The following is a 15,654-nucleotide window of genomic DNA, read 5'->3' as shown; positions in this document are numbered from 1 at the left end:
TCCGGCAGGCGGATCCCGCCGTCATCGGATGCGATGCGGTGGGGTCGTCCTCATCCTGATCGTTGCCGTCACAACGCAAAGGGCCGCCCCGCGCTCCCGGGTGTGGGCGAGGGGCGGCCGTGTTACGATCCCGAGGGGAATCAAGCCGGGGCGTGACGGCTCAGCGGAGCCCGGCGCGGTTCAGGTGGAACCCCCGATTCGGGACGAGTCCGGGGTTGGCTGTGCGGAACCGCTGGAGCGGGATCGTCCGGACGCCGTGGTTGATCGGCCCGGCGATCTCGCCGACCTTGAAGCGTCCCCGGGTGAAGACGTTCCGAGGCAGGGTGTAGATCCCCTCTCGCCGGGTGTCGTATGGCGAGGCGTTCGGGCGGGTGACGGCCGATTCCGGGTGGAAGTAGTTCGTGAACCGCTGGGCGAAGCCGGGCCGGGCGTAGAACTGGCGGAAGGTCGCCGGCCCGAACGGCAAGGGGCGGTAGAACGGCAGGTTCGCCGAGAGGGTCTCGGGGGTCGGCACCAGGGCCTCGCCGTATTGCGGGGCGGCGGCGTTGATCCCCGGGAACTGGAACCGGGCGGTCGGCAGGATCGGCCCGGGGATGGGGCCGGGCCCGGGCCCGGGGCCGGGTCCGGGGCCTGGCCCGGGGCCCGGGGCGGGGGTGGCCAGCGGGACGAGGCCCCCTTCCAGCAGGAAGGCGCTCCCAAATCCGGGGAACGGCAGGGCGTCGAGCGGGGCCCCGATCAGGAAGTCGCCGCGACGGTCGTTGTCGACCGTGGCGTTGCGGGTGCTGAACGGGGAGACCCCCGCGACGGACCAGCCCAGTCGGCCCTCTCCCCGCGGGAGGGTGAACTGGATGCCGGGGGGCAACCCGGCCGCCCCGGCCGCGACCGCCGTCAGGCTCACGTTCGCCGGCAAGACCTGTGAGGTGCCCGCGACGAGGTAGGCCGCGCCGGTGTTGTTCCCGAACCCGGGGGCACCGATCAGGATCTCGGACAGGTTGTCGTCGTTGATCGACCGGACGCCGGCGACCGAGAACCCGGTGCCGTCGCCCGGATTGATGCCGACGAAGTTGGTCGAGACGAAGACCGCCGGGTTCAGGCCCGTGATCGGCAGGTTGCGGTTGGCCAGTGCGGGGCGGGTCCCCCCCATGATCAGGGAGGCCCGGCCGGTGTCGGGTCCGAATCCGGGAGAGCCGATCAGGATGTCGTCGGGCGCCGTCCCGTCGGAGTTGCCGACCCCGGCGACCGAGAACCCGGTCAGGTCGCCCGCGGCTTCGCCCGCGAAGGAGACCCCCTCGACGGTCGTGTTGTCGATCGAGACGTTCAGGGCCGCGAGCGAGACCGTCGGGGCCACGCCGTTGGTGATGAACTGGCTCAGCAGGTTCGGGGCGCCGTAGACGACGTAGGCGCGGCCTTCGTTCAGCTCGAGGGCGCCGGGCGACGACGGGGCACCGATGAGCAGCTCGCCCCCGGGGTTGCCGTCGAAGTTGCCCCCGCGGCCGACCGAGAATCCGGCCCGGCTGCCGGTGGCCCCGCCGGCGAAGAGGATGCCGCGGTTGTTGCCGACCGAGCCGAACCCGGCCAGGTTGACCACGGCCGGCGGGGTGGCGGTGCGGAACGTCTGGCCGTTGAACAGGTAGACGGCCCCGTTGTCCACCAGCCCGACGCCGACGTCGGCCCGGGGGGCGCCGACGGCGAAGTCGGAGAAGGTGTTGTTGATCACGTCGCCGACGCCGGCGATCGAGGCCCCGAACCGGGCGCCCGGGAACTGGTTGTTCTCGATGACCGTGAACCGGACGGCCGAGTTGATGTCGTCGGGGCGGTCGAAGTCGACCGTGTCCAGTCCGTCGGGGATGTTGTCGAACTGGCGGGACCCGTAGACGACGTAGACGCGGCCGGCGTCGTTGTTGAACCCGGGGGCGGAGATGGCGAAGTCGGCCAGGCCGTCGCCGTTGATGTCCCCGACCGGGGCGACGGCGAAGCCGAAGTCGTCGTTGGCGGTGAGGCCGGTGGTGAAGGTCAGCCCGTCGAACGGGAAGGTGGGCCCCCCGGTCGCGGGAGAACTCTGGATCGGGTTGCCGAGCTGGGTCAGGTCGGCCACCCGCTCGTTGAGGGGCAGGATCGGCGGGTTGACCGAGTCGTCTCCCCGGGCGTTGAGGAGCGACAGGAAGTTCGTCGGCGAGACGTTCGGGTCGGCGGCCCGGGAGCCGAAGACGAGCGAGACGATCCCGGTGATCTGCTCGGCCTCGGGATCGCTCAGCAGGCTGGTCAGCTGCCGGGTCACGAGGAAGTCGTCCAGGCCGTCGCCGTTGACGTCGCCGGCGACGGCCACGCTGTAACCGGCCCGGGTCTGGTTGGTCGTGGACGTGAACTGGACGCCGAGGGCCGTCGACGGGACGACCCGGGGCGGCGGCGGCGCCGTGGGGAAGCCGTCGATGCTGGGTACTGTCGGGCCGGCCTCGACCCCGTTGATCAGGCTGATCACGGTGAGCAGGTCACGGCGCTCGAGGGACAACGGGCCGCCGATGAGAGCGCGGTGCCGGCGTCGGCGCCATGCCGGTGGGCGGCTACTGGGCAAGCCGAAAGGCATCTGGAGACTCCTTCCTCAACCTCCACGACCGATCGCGTCCATGCCACGGCCCCAGGCGGCGGCAAGCAAGACACCGACCGGGACCAACACGCGTCGCGGGCCGCCTGGGCCGGCCGGGGCACCCGGGGGAGGACCCCGGGTGGTCGGGCCGGTCCAGTTCCGCCTCGCCGGCGCAATGGCCCCGCGCGGTCCTTTGATTCTGCTATGGTTTTTCGGCCCCGGTCGGCCGGCCGCTGAACGGGTCGATCGCGGGGGATCGGAGTTCGGCTGTCGTAATCGGCTCATCCTGAACAACCGGAGTGACCGATACCCAAGACCGAGATACGACCAAGGAGTCGGAGGATCGGCCCGTCGGGGCGACCCTCGGGCTCCGGGTCGGGGAGGCGTGCGGGTTCGGCGGAGGGCCGGGCCGCGATGCTCGCCAGGGCATAATACGAGCGCGGAGGATCAGGATCGTGAACACGTCCAAGACGCGGAGGACGACCGGAGGCCGGAGCGCTCGGCTCGCGATGGTCATCGCGGCGTTGGCGGCCTCGACGGGTTGCACCCGGGAATTCTTCCGCAACTGGGCGGATCAGGATGTGTCCGAGGTGATCTTCGAGAAGAGCCGCGATCCGAGGTTCCGGATCGACCTGTTCACGAAGACGCCGCCGGCCATGTCGCGATTCGCCGACCCGTACGACCCCGACCGGCCCCCTGCCCCGCCCGATGACTTTGCGGCGCAAGAGCTTTCGCCGCAGCCGCAGCAGCCGAGGCACCGCCTGATCTCCCCGGCCGAGGGGACCGGCTACCTCGATTTGCTGGAGCAGTGGCGCCGCGAGGAGGGCCCGAGGCGGCCGGTCGATGTGACGATCGACACCGGGCCGACGGTCCGGGAGGAGGCCCCTCCGCCGCCCGAATCCCCCACTCCGTTCCCGGGCGACCCGAATGCTGGGCCGGGTGACCCGCGGATGTCGCCTATTCCAGGTGTGGAGTCGGAGGACGCCGCTCCCCCCGACCCGAGACGCCAACCGATCGAGTCCACCCCGATCCCCGACGACGACCTTCCCCTCGATTCCAACCCGATCCCAGACGACCTCTCCCTTCAATCCAGGCGGGACGACACCGTGCAGGCCGTAGCCTTGCAGATTCCTGATCCGCTCCAGCCCGAGGGGGACATCGACCCCCGGGATCCGTTCGGCCCTGGGCTGACTCCGGAAGAAGCGTCGGGGATCGTCGACGTCCCGCCCGACACCGGCCGCGACCTGATCGACATCCTCAAGCCCGAGGCGATCGTCTTCGACGAGGCCGCCGCCTACGGCTACGGCGAGGACATCGAGCCGTACATCGTGGACGGTCGCAAGATTTTGACCCTGGCCCTTCAGAACAGCCGCGCCTATCAATTTCAGCTGGAGAATCTCTACCTGCAGGGCCTGGCCGTGACGCTCCAGCGCTTCCAGTTCATGCCGCAGTTCGCCGCCGGGGCCTCCCCCGGCGGCCCGACCTTCGGCGGATTCACCGGCCCGAACCCCGGCAACCAGTACACCTACCGCACGCAGGAGACGGGCACGCCCACCTCGCTCCTGAACGTCGGCGGCCTGGCCGGCTTCGGCAAGCTGCTGTCGTTCGGCACGTCGGTGACGGGGAACTTCGCCAACCAGACGGTGATCAATTTCGGGGGGCCGAACGCGGTCTCGACGACCTCGCAATCGTTCCTCCCCTTGAACATCGTCGTCCGGTTCCTGCGGGGCGGCGGCCGGGCCTTCGTGCTGGAGCCGCTCACCCAGGAAGAGCGGGACATGCTCTACGCGATCCGGGACTTCGCCCGGTTCCGCCAGGAGTTCTTCGTCAGCGTCCTGGCCGGCGGCGGTCTGTCGGGCGGCGGCCCCGCCGACCCGACCCTCGGCTACCTCGCGGTGCTCGGCCAGCTCCAGGCGGTCGAGAACAATACGAAGAACGTCGCGGCCTACGAACGGGTGCTCGAGGTCTTCCAGGAGCTCTCCCGAGGTGCCGCCTCGACGGTCGCCCCGCTCGACCTCGTGAACGTCGAGATCGACTTGCAGGGCCAGCGGCTGAGCCTCCTGCAGTCGAGCGTCTCCTACCGGAACCAGCTCGACAACTTCAAGCAGCAGCTCGGCCTGCCGCCGGACCTGCCCTTGCTGCCCGACAGCAACCTGCTCGAGGGATTCCGGCGGGTCTTCGACGAGATTGACGCCCTGGAGACCAAGCCCCGGCCGCTGCTCGAAGAACTCGTCCAGCAGCTGCCGCCGCTGGAAGACGTGGTGATCGACGGCCGCCCGGTCATCGCCCTGTACCGGCAGGCCGCCGAGATCTCCCGCCAGCGGCGGCCGATCCAGCAGCGGGTGGCGGACCGCCAGCTCGCCCGGGCCACCGCCGAGCAGAAGCGGACGTACATGCTCGACGCCCTGCGACAGGGGCTGCTCGGGCCGGAGCAGGAGGACGAACTGCGGCGTGACCTGGAGGCGACCGAACGGGAGATCGCCCTGCTCAACCCGGCGCTCGACGTGGAGGACCGCGAGGAGATCAATCGCCTGATCGTCCGGGAGCGGGAAATCTTCGAGTTGGCCAACGAGCGGCTGGAAGATCTCCTGCAATCGGCACAACGCGTCGCGTTCGAAAACCGACTCGACTTGATGAATGCCCGGGCGCAGCTTTATGATGCGTGGAGACAGTTGGCCGTGACGGCCAATCAGTTGCTCGGCGTCTTCAACACGACGCTCTCCAACCAGTTCATCACCCCGCCAACCACGAACAACCCGTTCGGCTTCGACCAGCAGAGCAAGCAGTTCTCCCTGACCTTGCAGGCCGAGCTGCCCTTGATCCGCGTCGCCGAGCGGAACCAGTTCGTCACCGCCCAGATTTCCTACCAACGCGCCCGCCGTGGCCTGATGCAGATCGAGGACTCCCTGAAGAACTCGCTCCGCCAGACCATCCGCACGCTCCAGCTTCGCTATCAAGAATACGAAATTAGCAAGACGCAATACGTCGTCGCTCTTGTTACGCTGGACCAGTCGTTCCAGCGGTTCCTGGAGCCGCCTCGTAGCGGGGGTGGTTCTTCCGCCGGTAGCCAGCTCGTGCTGACCTTGCTTCGCGGACTGAACAGCGTGAACTCGGCCCAGAACGGCCTGATCCAACGCTGGGTGCAGTTCCAGACGACCCGCCTGAGTCTTTATCGCGATCTCGGCATCATGCCCTACGAGGAGTGGGAGGCATTCTATGAACTTTTCCCTTCAGCAAGCCCCTCAGCCGCCGGCCTCGGCGCCGGAGCACGACCTGCCCCCGCTCCAGAACTCGAACCAGCCGCCGTCTTCGGCCAGCCGGGTGCCGGCGCCGAAGAAGCGGTCGGGTTCTAAGCTCGGCCGCCGCCTGGCCGTCCTGACGATGGCCGTGGCGGTGGTGGGGACCGGGGCGTACTTCGCCCTGACGTCCACGGGAGAGGTCGGCGGCTCGACGCTGTCGACCCTGCCCGGCCTCTCGAAGTGGCTGGCCCCGGCCGCGCCTTCGGTCCTCGTCTATGAGGCTCAAAAAGGTCCCCTGGTCGTGACCGTCCGCGAGCGGGGGAACCTGGAGAGCACCAACAACCTGGAGGCCAAGAGCGAGGTCGAGGGGCAGACGACGATCATCATGATCCTGCCCGAGGGGACGCGGGTGGTGAAGGACCAGCTCGTCTGCGAGCTGGACTCGGCCGCCCTGAAGGACAACCTGGCCAACCAGCAGATCGCCACCGAGCGGGCCGACGCCGACTACCAGAACGCGATCAAGACCCGCGAAGTGGCCGAGATCAACGTCCGAGAGTACATCGAGGGCGTCTACCCGCAGGAAGAGAAGACGATCATGGGCGAGATCAAGCTCGCCCAGTCGGAGCTGGAACGGTCGAAGGACCGGCTCAACTGGTCGGAGGACATGCTGAAGCTCGGCTACATCAGCCAGGCCCAGAACCTGAGCGACAAGTACGACCTTCAGCGGGCCGAGTTCAACCTGGACCAGGCCGAGAAGCGCCTCGAGGTGCTCAAGGAGTACACCAGGGAGAAGCAGATCAAGTCGCTCGAAGGGGACGTCGAGAAGGCCAAGGCCGACGAGCTGGCCAAGCAGTCGACGTTCGAGCTGGAGAAGGAGAAGGAAGAACGCCTCCGCCGGATGATCGAGAAGTGCAAGATCTATGCCCCCGGCAACGGCATCGTCGTCTACCACCAGGAAGAAGGCCGCTGGGGCAGCCAGGACGGCCCGTCGATCATGGAAGGTGCGACCGTCCGCGAGCGGCAGACGATCTTCAAGCTGCCCGACATCGACAACATGCAGGTGAACACCAAGGTCCACGAGTCGATGATCGACAAGGTCAAGCCGGGCATGAGCTCCCGGATCCGGGTCGACGCCTTCCCGAACAACGAGCTGGTGGGCTCGGTGATGGAAGTCAAGCCCCTGCCCGACCCGACCAGCTTCTTCAGCTCCGACGTGAAGGTCTACACGACCCTCGTGAAGATCAACAACGCCAGCGAAGGGCTTCGCCCCGGCATGACCGCCGAGGTGACGATCCTGATCGCCCGCCAGGAAGACGTCCTGAGCGTCCCCGTCCAGGCGATCATCGAGTACGGCGGCGCCCATCACGTCTGGGTCTACCAGGGTGACGGCAAGTGGGACAACCGGTCCGTGAAGGTCGGCATGACCAACACGAAGTACGTCGAGATCACCGAGGGGCTCGAGGAGGGCGAGCGCGTCGCCCTGAACCCGCGGGCGATCATGACCGCGGCCGAGAACCGCGAGGCCTTCGGCGCCGGCGGCGAACGCAAGGGCTCCGAGGAGCTCGGCAACTGGAGCGACGACGAGGCCGCCAAGGCCAAGGCCGCCGGCGAGCAGCCTTCGGTCCGCGAGGCCGCCAAGGCCGAGGGGGGCGCCGCCGCCGGCGGTGGTGCCGGGCCGAACCCCGCGATGTTCCAGAAGTTCCAGAACATCAGCCCGGAAGACCGCTCGAAGCTCCGCGACGCCTCGGACGACGAGCGTAAGGCCATCATGAAGAAGGCCGGCTTCACCGACGCCGAGATCCAGCAGATGGATCAGATGCGGCAGAACGGCGGCTTCGGCGGCGGTGGCCCCGGCGGCGGTGGCCCCGGCGGTGGAGGCCCCGGCGGCCCCGGCGGCGGTGGTCGTCGAGGAGGCGGGGGTGGTCCCGGTGGTCCCGGTGGTGGAGGTCCGCAGCAGTGACCCAGACCCACATGGAAAACTTCCCGCTCATGGGCGATCAGCTGGACTCGTCTCGAGTCCAGCCGATCGTCCGGCTGCGGGACATCCGCAAGCAGTACGTCATGGGGAAGGCCTCCAGTCGTCAGGAGGCCATCGTCGTCCACGCCCTCCGGGGCGTCTCGGTCGACTTCTACCCGGGCGAGTACGTGGCGATCATGGGGGCGTCGGGCTCGGGCAAGAGCACGATGCTCAACCTGCTCGGCTGCCTCGACCGGCCGACGAGCGGCCAGTACCTGCTCGGCAACCAGGACGTGGCGAACCTGAGCGACGACGACCTGTCGGAGGTGCGGAGCCGGTTCATCGGCTTCATCTTCCAGGCGTACAATCTGATCCAGCAGTACACGGTCCACGAGAACATCCAGCTCCCCCTGACGTATCAAGGCTCGGGGAAGCTCTCCGAGCAGGACGAGGAGCGGACCCTGGAGCTGGCCGAGATGGTCGGCCTCGGTTCCCGGATGGACCACCGGCCGAACCAGCTCTCGGGCGGCCAGCAGCAACGCGTGGCGATCGCCCGCTCCTTGATCAACGACCCGTACATCATCCTGGCGGACGAGGCGACCGGGAACCTCGACAGCGCGACCAGCGACGAGATCATGGCGATGCTCGAGCGGCTCAACCAGGCCGGCAAGACCATCATCATGGTCACTCACGAGGACGACATCGCCGAGCATGCCCGGCGCGTCATCCGGATGAGGGACGGCCAGATCATCTCCGACGCCCCGAGCGATCGGATGAAGGACGCGTCTCCGGAGGTCGTCGGCCTCGGACTCGGCACCGGTTTGCCGGGTTCGCAACTCGCCCCTGTCTGATCGATCCCCCCGAGCTGTGAGAGAACCGACCGATGGGACGCGTTTGGCGAAGCGTGAATCTGGGGGTCAAGAGCCTCCTGCTGCACAAACTCCGGTCGTCGCTGACGATCCTCGGCGTCGTCTTCGGCGTGGCCGCCGTCATCATGATGCTGGCCGTCGGCGAAGGGGCCGCGCGAGACGCCCAGGAGCAGATCGCCCAGCTCGGCGCGACCAACATCATCTACCGGTCGGTCAAGCCGAGCCAGGACGCCCAGAGCCAGAAGTCGGGCGGCCGACCGTCCCGGGTGTTGAACTACGGCCTGAAGTACGACGACTTCGACCGGATCCTGGCCACGGTGCCGACGATCACCAAGGCCTTGCCGATCCGAGAGATCAAGCGCGAGGTGCGCCGGGCCAATCACGCGATGGAGGCCCGGGTCGTCGGCACGACGCACGACTACCAGGAGTTCAACCGCCTGCAGGTCGAGCGCGGCCGCTTCCTGCTCCCCTCGGATAACGAGCACTACGAGAATTACTGCGTGCTCGCGGCGGAAACGGCGCGGACCCTCTTCCCGTTCGAGAATCCGCTGCGCCAGTCGATCAAGATCGGCTCGGATTACTACACGGTCGTCGGCGTGACCAAGCCCCGGGGCTCGACCGCGGCGATCGGCGGCAGCATGGCCGCGCAGGAGTACGACAAGGACGTCTACATCCCGCTGAACACCTGCCGGGCCCGCTTCGGCGAGCGGATCCTGTCGAGCCGTGCCGGCTCCCAGGAGGCGGAGGAGACGCAGCTCTCGCAGATCACCCTCCAGGTCAAGGAGATCAACGAGGTCCCGATGACCGCCCCCGTGATCGAGGCGGCGGTCGAGCCGTTCCACGAGGAGAAGAAGGACGTCGACATGGTCGTCCCGTACGAGCTGCTGGAGCAGGCCAAGCGTCAGGCCGCCATCTTCAGCCTCGTGCTGGGGTCGATCGCCGCCATCTCCTTGATCGTCGGCGGCATCGGCATCATGAACATCATGCTGGCGACCGTGACCGAGCGGACCCGTGAGATCGGCATCCGCCGAGCCCTGGGCGCGAAGCGTCGCGACATCACCCAGCAGTTCCTCATTGAGACGGTGGTGCTCTCGGGGATCGGCGGGCTGATCGGGGTCGCGATCGGCGTCTTCGTCCCCCCCTTGATCACGCAGTTCTCGGAGATCAAGGCCGTCGTCACGCCCAGTTCGGTGATGCTCTCGTTCGGCGTCTCGGTGCTGGTCGGGATCGTCGCCGGCCTGTATCCGGCCAATCGGGCCGCCAAGATGGACCCGATCGAGGCCCTCCGCCACGAGTGATCGGCCCTCCCCCTTGCCCCCGCCCCGACGCCTGCTTGGCCTTGCGTCGGGGAGGGCCAGGGACTAGTCTTAGTTGAGGAACGATTCGCCCAGATGAGCCGCGTCCCGGAGCCCCAGGCCCGGGTCGCGGTCTTTTTTGCATTGCAAGGCCTCATGAGCCCCTGGGCCGTCGCTCAATGGGCTCGATCGCATTCCAACGATGAAGCGGCTGGCATCGGCCGCTCCGATTCGACCTCGCTTGACGGTCCCCTCCCGAGCGTCGGGATCGCATCGCATCAGGAGATTCGCGGCATGTCCACGGACCGCATCCCCATCTCTAAAGAAGGGTATGAGAAGAAGAAGGCCGAGCTCGATCATCTCAAGAATGTCGAGATGTCCAAAATCACCGAGCAGGTGGCCGAGGCCCGCGCCTTTGGGGACCTGTCCGAGAACGCCGAGTATCACGCGGCCCGGGAGAAGCAGGGCGAACTCCAGGCCAAGATCTCGCTGCTCGAAGATCAGCTGGGCCGTTCCTACATCGTCGATCGCACGAACCTGCCGACCGACCGGGTGGTCTTCGGCTCCCGGGTCAAGGTGATGGACCTCGACCTGGACGACGAGGAGGAGTTCACCCTCGTCGGGCCGGGCGAGGAGGACTACGACCGGAACCGCATCCTGACCAGCAGCCCGATCGGCGAGGGCCTGATCGGCAAGAAGGTCGGCGAGGTGGCCGAGATCCAGGTGCCGCAGGGGACGATCAAGTTCAAGGTCCTCGAAATCGCGATCGCCGAGGACTGAGCGCCGGCCTCCGTCGTCGCGTCGATGCCCCGGGCCCTCGGTCGCCCCGATCGGGTCAATCCTCCGGGAGGATGATGCCCGAGCCGGCCCAGTGCCCGGGGACCGGGGCCTCGAATTGGAGCCGGGTGCGGAGGATCGGGTGCCGGATCGTCAGTGACCGGGCGTGCAGGGCGATGCCGACCGGGAAGGGGCGATCGGACCCGTAGGACGCATCCCCGAGGATCGGGACCCCTCGCGTGCTCGCCTGCACGCGCAACTGGTGAGTCCGCCCGGTCCGGGGCCAGAGCAGGAGCCGGCAGCAGCCCTCGGGCAGGGAGCCGGTGCGGTCGACCCGATAGCGGGTCAGGGCGTGGCGCGCCCGGGGCGTCTCGGGGTGGCAGACCTGGACGATCGGGCCGAGCCCCGTGTCGTCCTCGTAGAGCCAGTCGTCCCAGAGGCCCTCATCGGGGGTCGGTGCACCGGGGACGATGGCCCAGTAGTGCTTCTCGACGTCCCGGCGAGCGAACTGCTCGTGGAGGCGTCGGGCAGCCTTGGGGGTCTTCCCCCAGACCATCACGCCCGAGACCGGCCGGTCGAGCCGGTGGATGGCGGCGAGGTAGGCACGATCGGGGTGTCCCGGGTCGAGGTACCGTCGGAGCAGCCCTTCGAGGCTCGTGCCTTCGCGGGGCCTGCCTTGCGTCAGGAGTCCCGCCGGCTTGATGACGACGAGGCAGTGGATGTCTTCGAAGAGGATCGTCGGGGGCGGATCGGGCGGCTCGGACATCGGCTGAGGGGGTGCAGATCGCCAGGGGGGTGGCCTTGCCGTCGAGAGGAAGGCAGCACCCCCCGGAACTTGGAATTACGCACCGCCATCGGATTCGGACGAGGCGGCCGTCATGTCACAGGCGTCCCGATCGATCGATGTCTCGATCGGGCGAGGACGACCGTCAGGGCATCTCGGGCAGGTCGTCCGGGATCGGCGGGGCACCGTCCAGGCCGTCGAGGCCGGGGAACTCGGCCGGCGTCGGCAGCCCCGCTGCCCCGGCGTCGCCGGGCAGGGGCAAGGCGCCATAGGAGGAAGCCCCGGCGGCCGGGGCCGTCCCGGAGAAGGGGGCACCTGCCGATCCGGCTGCAAACGGGGCGGCGCCGTGCGGTGACGGCGACGAGGGGGAGGCGAACGGCCCCCCGGCGTTCGTCATCGGTGCCGCCGAGCCGGCGACCGGGGGGACACCGTAGCCGGCCGTCGGGTCGTAGGCCGAGGCCGAGGCCGCCGATGCGCCGCCCATGGCTCCGCTCAGGCCGGACGCCTGGGTCGCGGAGGGGTCGTACGACCGAGGGGTCCCGAGGCTGGCCCCCGCGTACGGGTCGAGGGACGCCGGGGCGCTCGACAGCGGCGGGGCATCGGCATACGGGATCGCTTCCGGGATTGCCTGGGTGCCGTCGGTGTAGTGGGCCGGCGGCGGAACGTTGAGGTTCCGATCGCGGCAACCCGAGGTGGCGACCATCAGCGCCAGGCCGCTGACGGCGATCAGGCTACGCTTGGACAAAGGCCGATCCATCGGCAAAACCCTCCCATCCTGATAGATACCGGGCCTCACGGACCTCTTCGCAAATCGCATCGAGCGTCGGCGTGAGCACGGTATGGCCGGGCCGGGCGGGGTCAATCGGGGTGTTGCTGCTCGTTGCGAGCGACGAGGCGGGCCCGGAGGCGTGGTGCGGACACGGATCCGCCCCGAAGAGGGTCCGACCCCCCGGGGCGTCGGGATCTTACCGGATCGCGATTCCCGGTCAACCCGACGTGCCCCCCGGCGATCGGGCCGGGCCGATCGCGACGCCGACCCCGGCCGATCGGCGGGGTTGGAGGGGCGTCGCGATGGGTGCTCCGGCGGGGTCGCTCGGCGAAACAGATCAGCCCTGTGCGGCCTTGAAGCGCTTCTCGACCTCGGCCCAGTTGACCGCATTCCACCAGGCGCCGATGTAATCGGGCCGTCGGTTCTGATACTTCAGGTAGTAGGCGTGTTCCCAGACGTCGCAGCCGAGGATCGGGATGCCCGAGCCGTCCATGTACGGGCTGTCCTGGTTGGGGGTCGAGGTGATTTTCAGGCGGTTGTGGTTCGACGGGTCGACGACGAGCCAGGCCCAGCCGGAGCCGAACCGGGTCGCCCCGGCCTGGGAGAACTTCTCCTTGAAGGCGTCGAAGCTGCCGAAGGCGTCGTTGATGGCCTGTGCCAGCTCCCCGGAAGGGGTCCCTCCGCCGTTCGGCCCCATGACGGTCCAGAACAAGGAGTGGTTGGCGTGGCCCCCTCCGTTGTTCCGGACGGCCGTGCGGATCGACTCGGGCAGCGCATCGAGGTTCGCGATCAATTCCTCGATCGGCTTGCCCTGGTGGTCGGGGTGGTCCTTCAGCGCGTTGTTCAGGTTGGTGACGTACGCGTTGTGGTGCTTCCCGTGATGGATTTCCATCGTCTGGGCGTCGATGTGCGGCTCCAGCGCATTGGACGGATAGGGGAGCGGGGGCAGGGAATACTCGGCCATTACTGGAATTCTCCTCAAGGTGCGGAGCAGGTCGGGCTGGCGAACGCGCGGGCGACCGGAATGCGATCCGGGTGGAGTCGAGAGCCCGCGCGACCGACCCGGTCAGTGTTCAGTTTCCATGCCGGGCCGCCTCGATCGCTCGTTAGGATAGCATAGGCGCGTCGCCTGCTCAAACCAATGGGACGGCGAGGGGCCCGGCGATCGGCCCGAAAGGCGGTCGTCCGAGTGGCCTCGATGCGGGCGGATCCGCGGGAGGATCCCGCGAAGTCGGCGCGCCGCAGTTCGCTCGGATGCTTGACCTTCGGTCAAGTCCCGGGTATGACTCAATGGGGGATTCCCCGCTCCTGTTCCTCGTCATGCAATCATTCGAGTTGACCTTCAGATTCCGGCGATCGTCGGAATCGTGACGTGCCCGTTTCACCGATCGTTCGGTCCCGTTCTTCAGGGAGAGGCTCGCATGTCGACGGCCGTTCGGCAATCGTCCGAGGTGCCCGCGCCGAGGAAACGCACCGACCTGCGGCGCTCCAAAGCCATTCGACTCGCCCTTGCGGTGCTCCTGCTCTGCTCGCTGGCCGGTTCGGGGGCGTTCGTCTGGTTCGCGACGGGGGGGACGCCCCCCTGGGATTCGTCCGGGACGCACGAGTTGCAGTTCGCGAGCGTGATCGTCGATCGCGGCCCGATTCGGTCGTACCTCATCGAGAGCGGCGAACTGGAGAGCGCCAACAACACGACGATCTATTGCGAGGTCGAGGCCGTGCTCGGCACCGTGGGAGGGCCTGGCGGCTCCGGCTCGTTCGGGGGAGGAGGGCGAGGCAGCGGGGGCGGAGGCTCGGGCGGCGCCGGCGGCCGTTCTGCGTCGACCTCCCTCGGCTCGACCAGCCTGGGCGGTGCGGGGACCGGGGTTGGTGGGGCGGCCGGAGGCGGAGCCGGGGGCATGGGCACCGGATCGGGCGGGGCCGGGGGCGGGGCCGGCGGTGGTGGTCGAAGCGGTGGCGGGGGAGGCTCCGGCGGCGGTGGCGGTGGCGGAGGTGGCGGGACCGCGGTCTCGGCGCTGGCCGACCGGCCCAACATCCAGAGCTTCAACTACCGGGTCACGCCGCACATGCCCTTGCGGATGGATACGAGCATGCCCGGCCAGTCGATGAATCGATCCTCGACCATGTCGTCCGACTCCTCGGATCGGGACAACGACTTCGAGGAGCGGGCCGGCTCGACCCGGATCATCTGGCTGATCGACGAGGGGACCCGGGTCAACCCCGGGGATCTCGTCTGCGAGCTGGACAGCGCCCCGTTCGTCGACGAGCTGGCAACCCAGCGGATCCGGCACGCCCAGGCCCACTCGTGGGTCAAGCAAGCGGAGACGATCTTCCAGGTCGCCGAGATCGAGTTGCGGGAATATCGCGACGGGATTTACCTGCAGGATACCCGCCTCGTCGAGCAGTACCTGGAGAATTGCCGGACGAAGGAGCAGGAAGCCCGCGCCACCTTCGATTGGTCGCAGGATCTCTTCCGCCAGGGCCTCCGATCCGACTCCCAGCTCCTCGGCGATCGCCTCGTGCTCGAGCAGTGGCAGATCGAGTACGAGAACGCGTTGGAGATGCAGCGTCGGCTGATCGAATACACCGGCAAGCGGATCCTCAAGAGCCTGGAGGCGAAGCTCGAGGCGGTCCGGTCCGACCTGCTGAGCCAGCAGGCCGCGTTCCAGGTCGAGGACGAGCGGCTCAAGCGGCTTGAGCAGGCCATCGCCAACTGCAAGCTCTACGCCCCTTCGGAGGGGGTCGTCGTCTACGCCCGGAGCACGAACACCTGGGGGCGCGTCGAGGACCAGATCGCCGAGGGGGTGACCGTCCGGGAGAATCAGGCGATCATCCAGCTCCCCGACCCGGAAAACATGCAGGTCCAGGTCAAGATCAACGAGTCGAAGTATCGCGACATCCGGGAGGGGATGGACGCCACCATCCGGATCGACGCCTTCCCCGATCGGCCGCTGCTGGGGACGATTCAGGAGATCAAGCCGATCCCGGCCCCGGCGAACTTCGTCTCGGACGTGAAGCTGTACTCGGCCACCGTCCGGATCGCGAGCGGCTTCGAGGGCATTCGCCCGGGCCTGAGCGCGGAAGTCGCCTTCCACCTCGGCAATCTGACCGAAGTGACCCGGATCCCGGTGGGGGCGATCCGATGGTTCGACGACACGCCGTACGCGGCGGTGGCGGCCGGCGGAGGGGGCGTGTCCTGGAAGCCGCTCGATCTCGGCCTGCGGAACCCGAGCTATGCCGAGGTCCTGAGCGGCCTCTCGGAAGGGGATCGGATCGTGGCCGACCCGCTGCTGCTGCCGGCCCCGGTCCTCGACGCCACGTCAACCGACCAGCTGGCTCGGGTCGGGAACGCGGGGCGCCAGGGGTCACCCGGTCGTTGA

The 15,654-nt window shown here is 68.3% G+C and carries 10 protein-coding genes; 6 read left to right on the top strand and 4 right to left on the bottom strand.

Annotated features, from left to right (window positions below; genetic code table 11):
* Positions 1-160 precede the first annotated feature (160 nt).
* On the bottom strand, positions 161-2,509 hold the full coding sequence (locus AB1L88_RS05785) for an integrin alpha (RefSeq protein WP_367095688.1): 2,349 nt from the start codon (positions 2,507-2,509) through the stop codon (positions 161-163).
* A gap of 530 nt (positions 2,510-3,039) precedes the next feature.
* On the opposite strand from AB1L88_RS05785, the gene AB1L88_RS05780 reads away from it, so the two are divergent.
* From AB1L88_RS05780 to greA, 5 genes are all read left to right on the top strand, one after another.
* A complete protein-coding gene (locus AB1L88_RS05780) occupies positions 3,040-5,937 on the top strand; it encodes a TolC family protein (protein WP_367095687.1) in 2,898 nt (965 codons plus the stop codon).
* Between the two features lie 28 nt (positions 5,938-5,965).
* On the top strand, positions 5,966-7,783 hold the full coding sequence (locus AB1L88_RS05775; protein WP_367095876.1) for an efflux RND transporter periplasmic adaptor subunit: 1,818 nt from the start codon (positions 5,966-5,968) through the stop codon (positions 7,781-7,783).
* A gap of 29 nt (positions 7,784-7,812) precedes the next feature.
* Positions 7,813-8,631 carry an ABC transporter ATP-binding protein gene (locus AB1L88_RS05770; RefSeq protein WP_367095875.1) on the top strand — a complete coding sequence of 273 codons (819 nt, stop codon included), beginning with the start codon at positions 7,813-7,815 and terminating at the stop codon, positions 8,629-8,631.
* A 32-nt stretch (positions 8,632-8,663) separates the two neighbouring features.
* A complete protein-coding gene (locus tag AB1L88_RS05765) occupies positions 8,664-9,947 on the top strand; it encodes an ABC transporter permease (protein ID WP_367095686.1) in 1,284 nt (427 codons plus the stop codon).
* 291 nt (positions 9,948-10,238) lie between these two features.
* Entirely contained in the window at positions 10,239-10,724 is a 486-nt protein-coding gene (gene greA, locus AB1L88_RS05760) for a transcription elongation factor GreA (protein ID WP_367095685.1), read from the top strand.
* A gap of 55 nt (positions 10,725-10,779) precedes the next feature.
* Here greA and AB1L88_RS05755 read toward each other — a convergent pair whose 3' ends face one another.
* The 3 genes from AB1L88_RS05755 to AB1L88_RS05745 all read right to left on the bottom strand — a co-directional run bounded on the left by AB1L88_RS05755 (position 10,780) and on the right by AB1L88_RS05745 (position 13,238).
* A complete protein-coding gene (locus AB1L88_RS05755) occupies positions 10,780-11,487 on the bottom strand; it encodes an RluA family pseudouridine synthase (protein ID WP_367095684.1) in 708 nt (235 codons plus the stop codon).
* A 163-nt stretch (positions 11,488-11,650) separates the two neighbouring features.
* A complete protein-coding gene (locus AB1L88_RS05750) occupies positions 11,651-12,262 on the bottom strand; it encodes a hypothetical protein (protein ID WP_367095683.1) in 612 nt (203 codons plus the stop codon).
* A gap of 349 nt (positions 12,263-12,611) precedes the next feature.
* Positions 12,612-13,238, bottom strand: coding sequence for a superoxide dismutase (locus tag AB1L88_RS05745; protein WP_367095682.1), 627 nt, complete (start codon positions 13,236-13,238; stop codon positions 12,612-12,614).
* Between the two features lie 457 nt (positions 13,239-13,695).
* Between AB1L88_RS05745 and AB1L88_RS05740 the strand changes: the two genes are divergently transcribed.
* Positions 13,696-15,654: an efflux RND transporter periplasmic adaptor subunit gene (locus AB1L88_RS05740; RefSeq protein WP_367095681.1), complete on the top strand. Its 1,959-nt coding sequence runs from the start codon at positions 13,696-13,698 to the stop codon at positions 15,652-15,654.

Source organism: Tautonia sp. JC769, assembly GCF_040717455.1.
In the GTDB taxonomy this organism is placed as follows: Bacteria; Planctomycetota; Planctomycetia; order Isosphaerales; family Isosphaeraceae; genus Tautonia.
The sequence above is the reverse complement of the archived record's forward strand: the minus strand, read 5'-3'. Positions and strand labels throughout refer to the sequence as shown.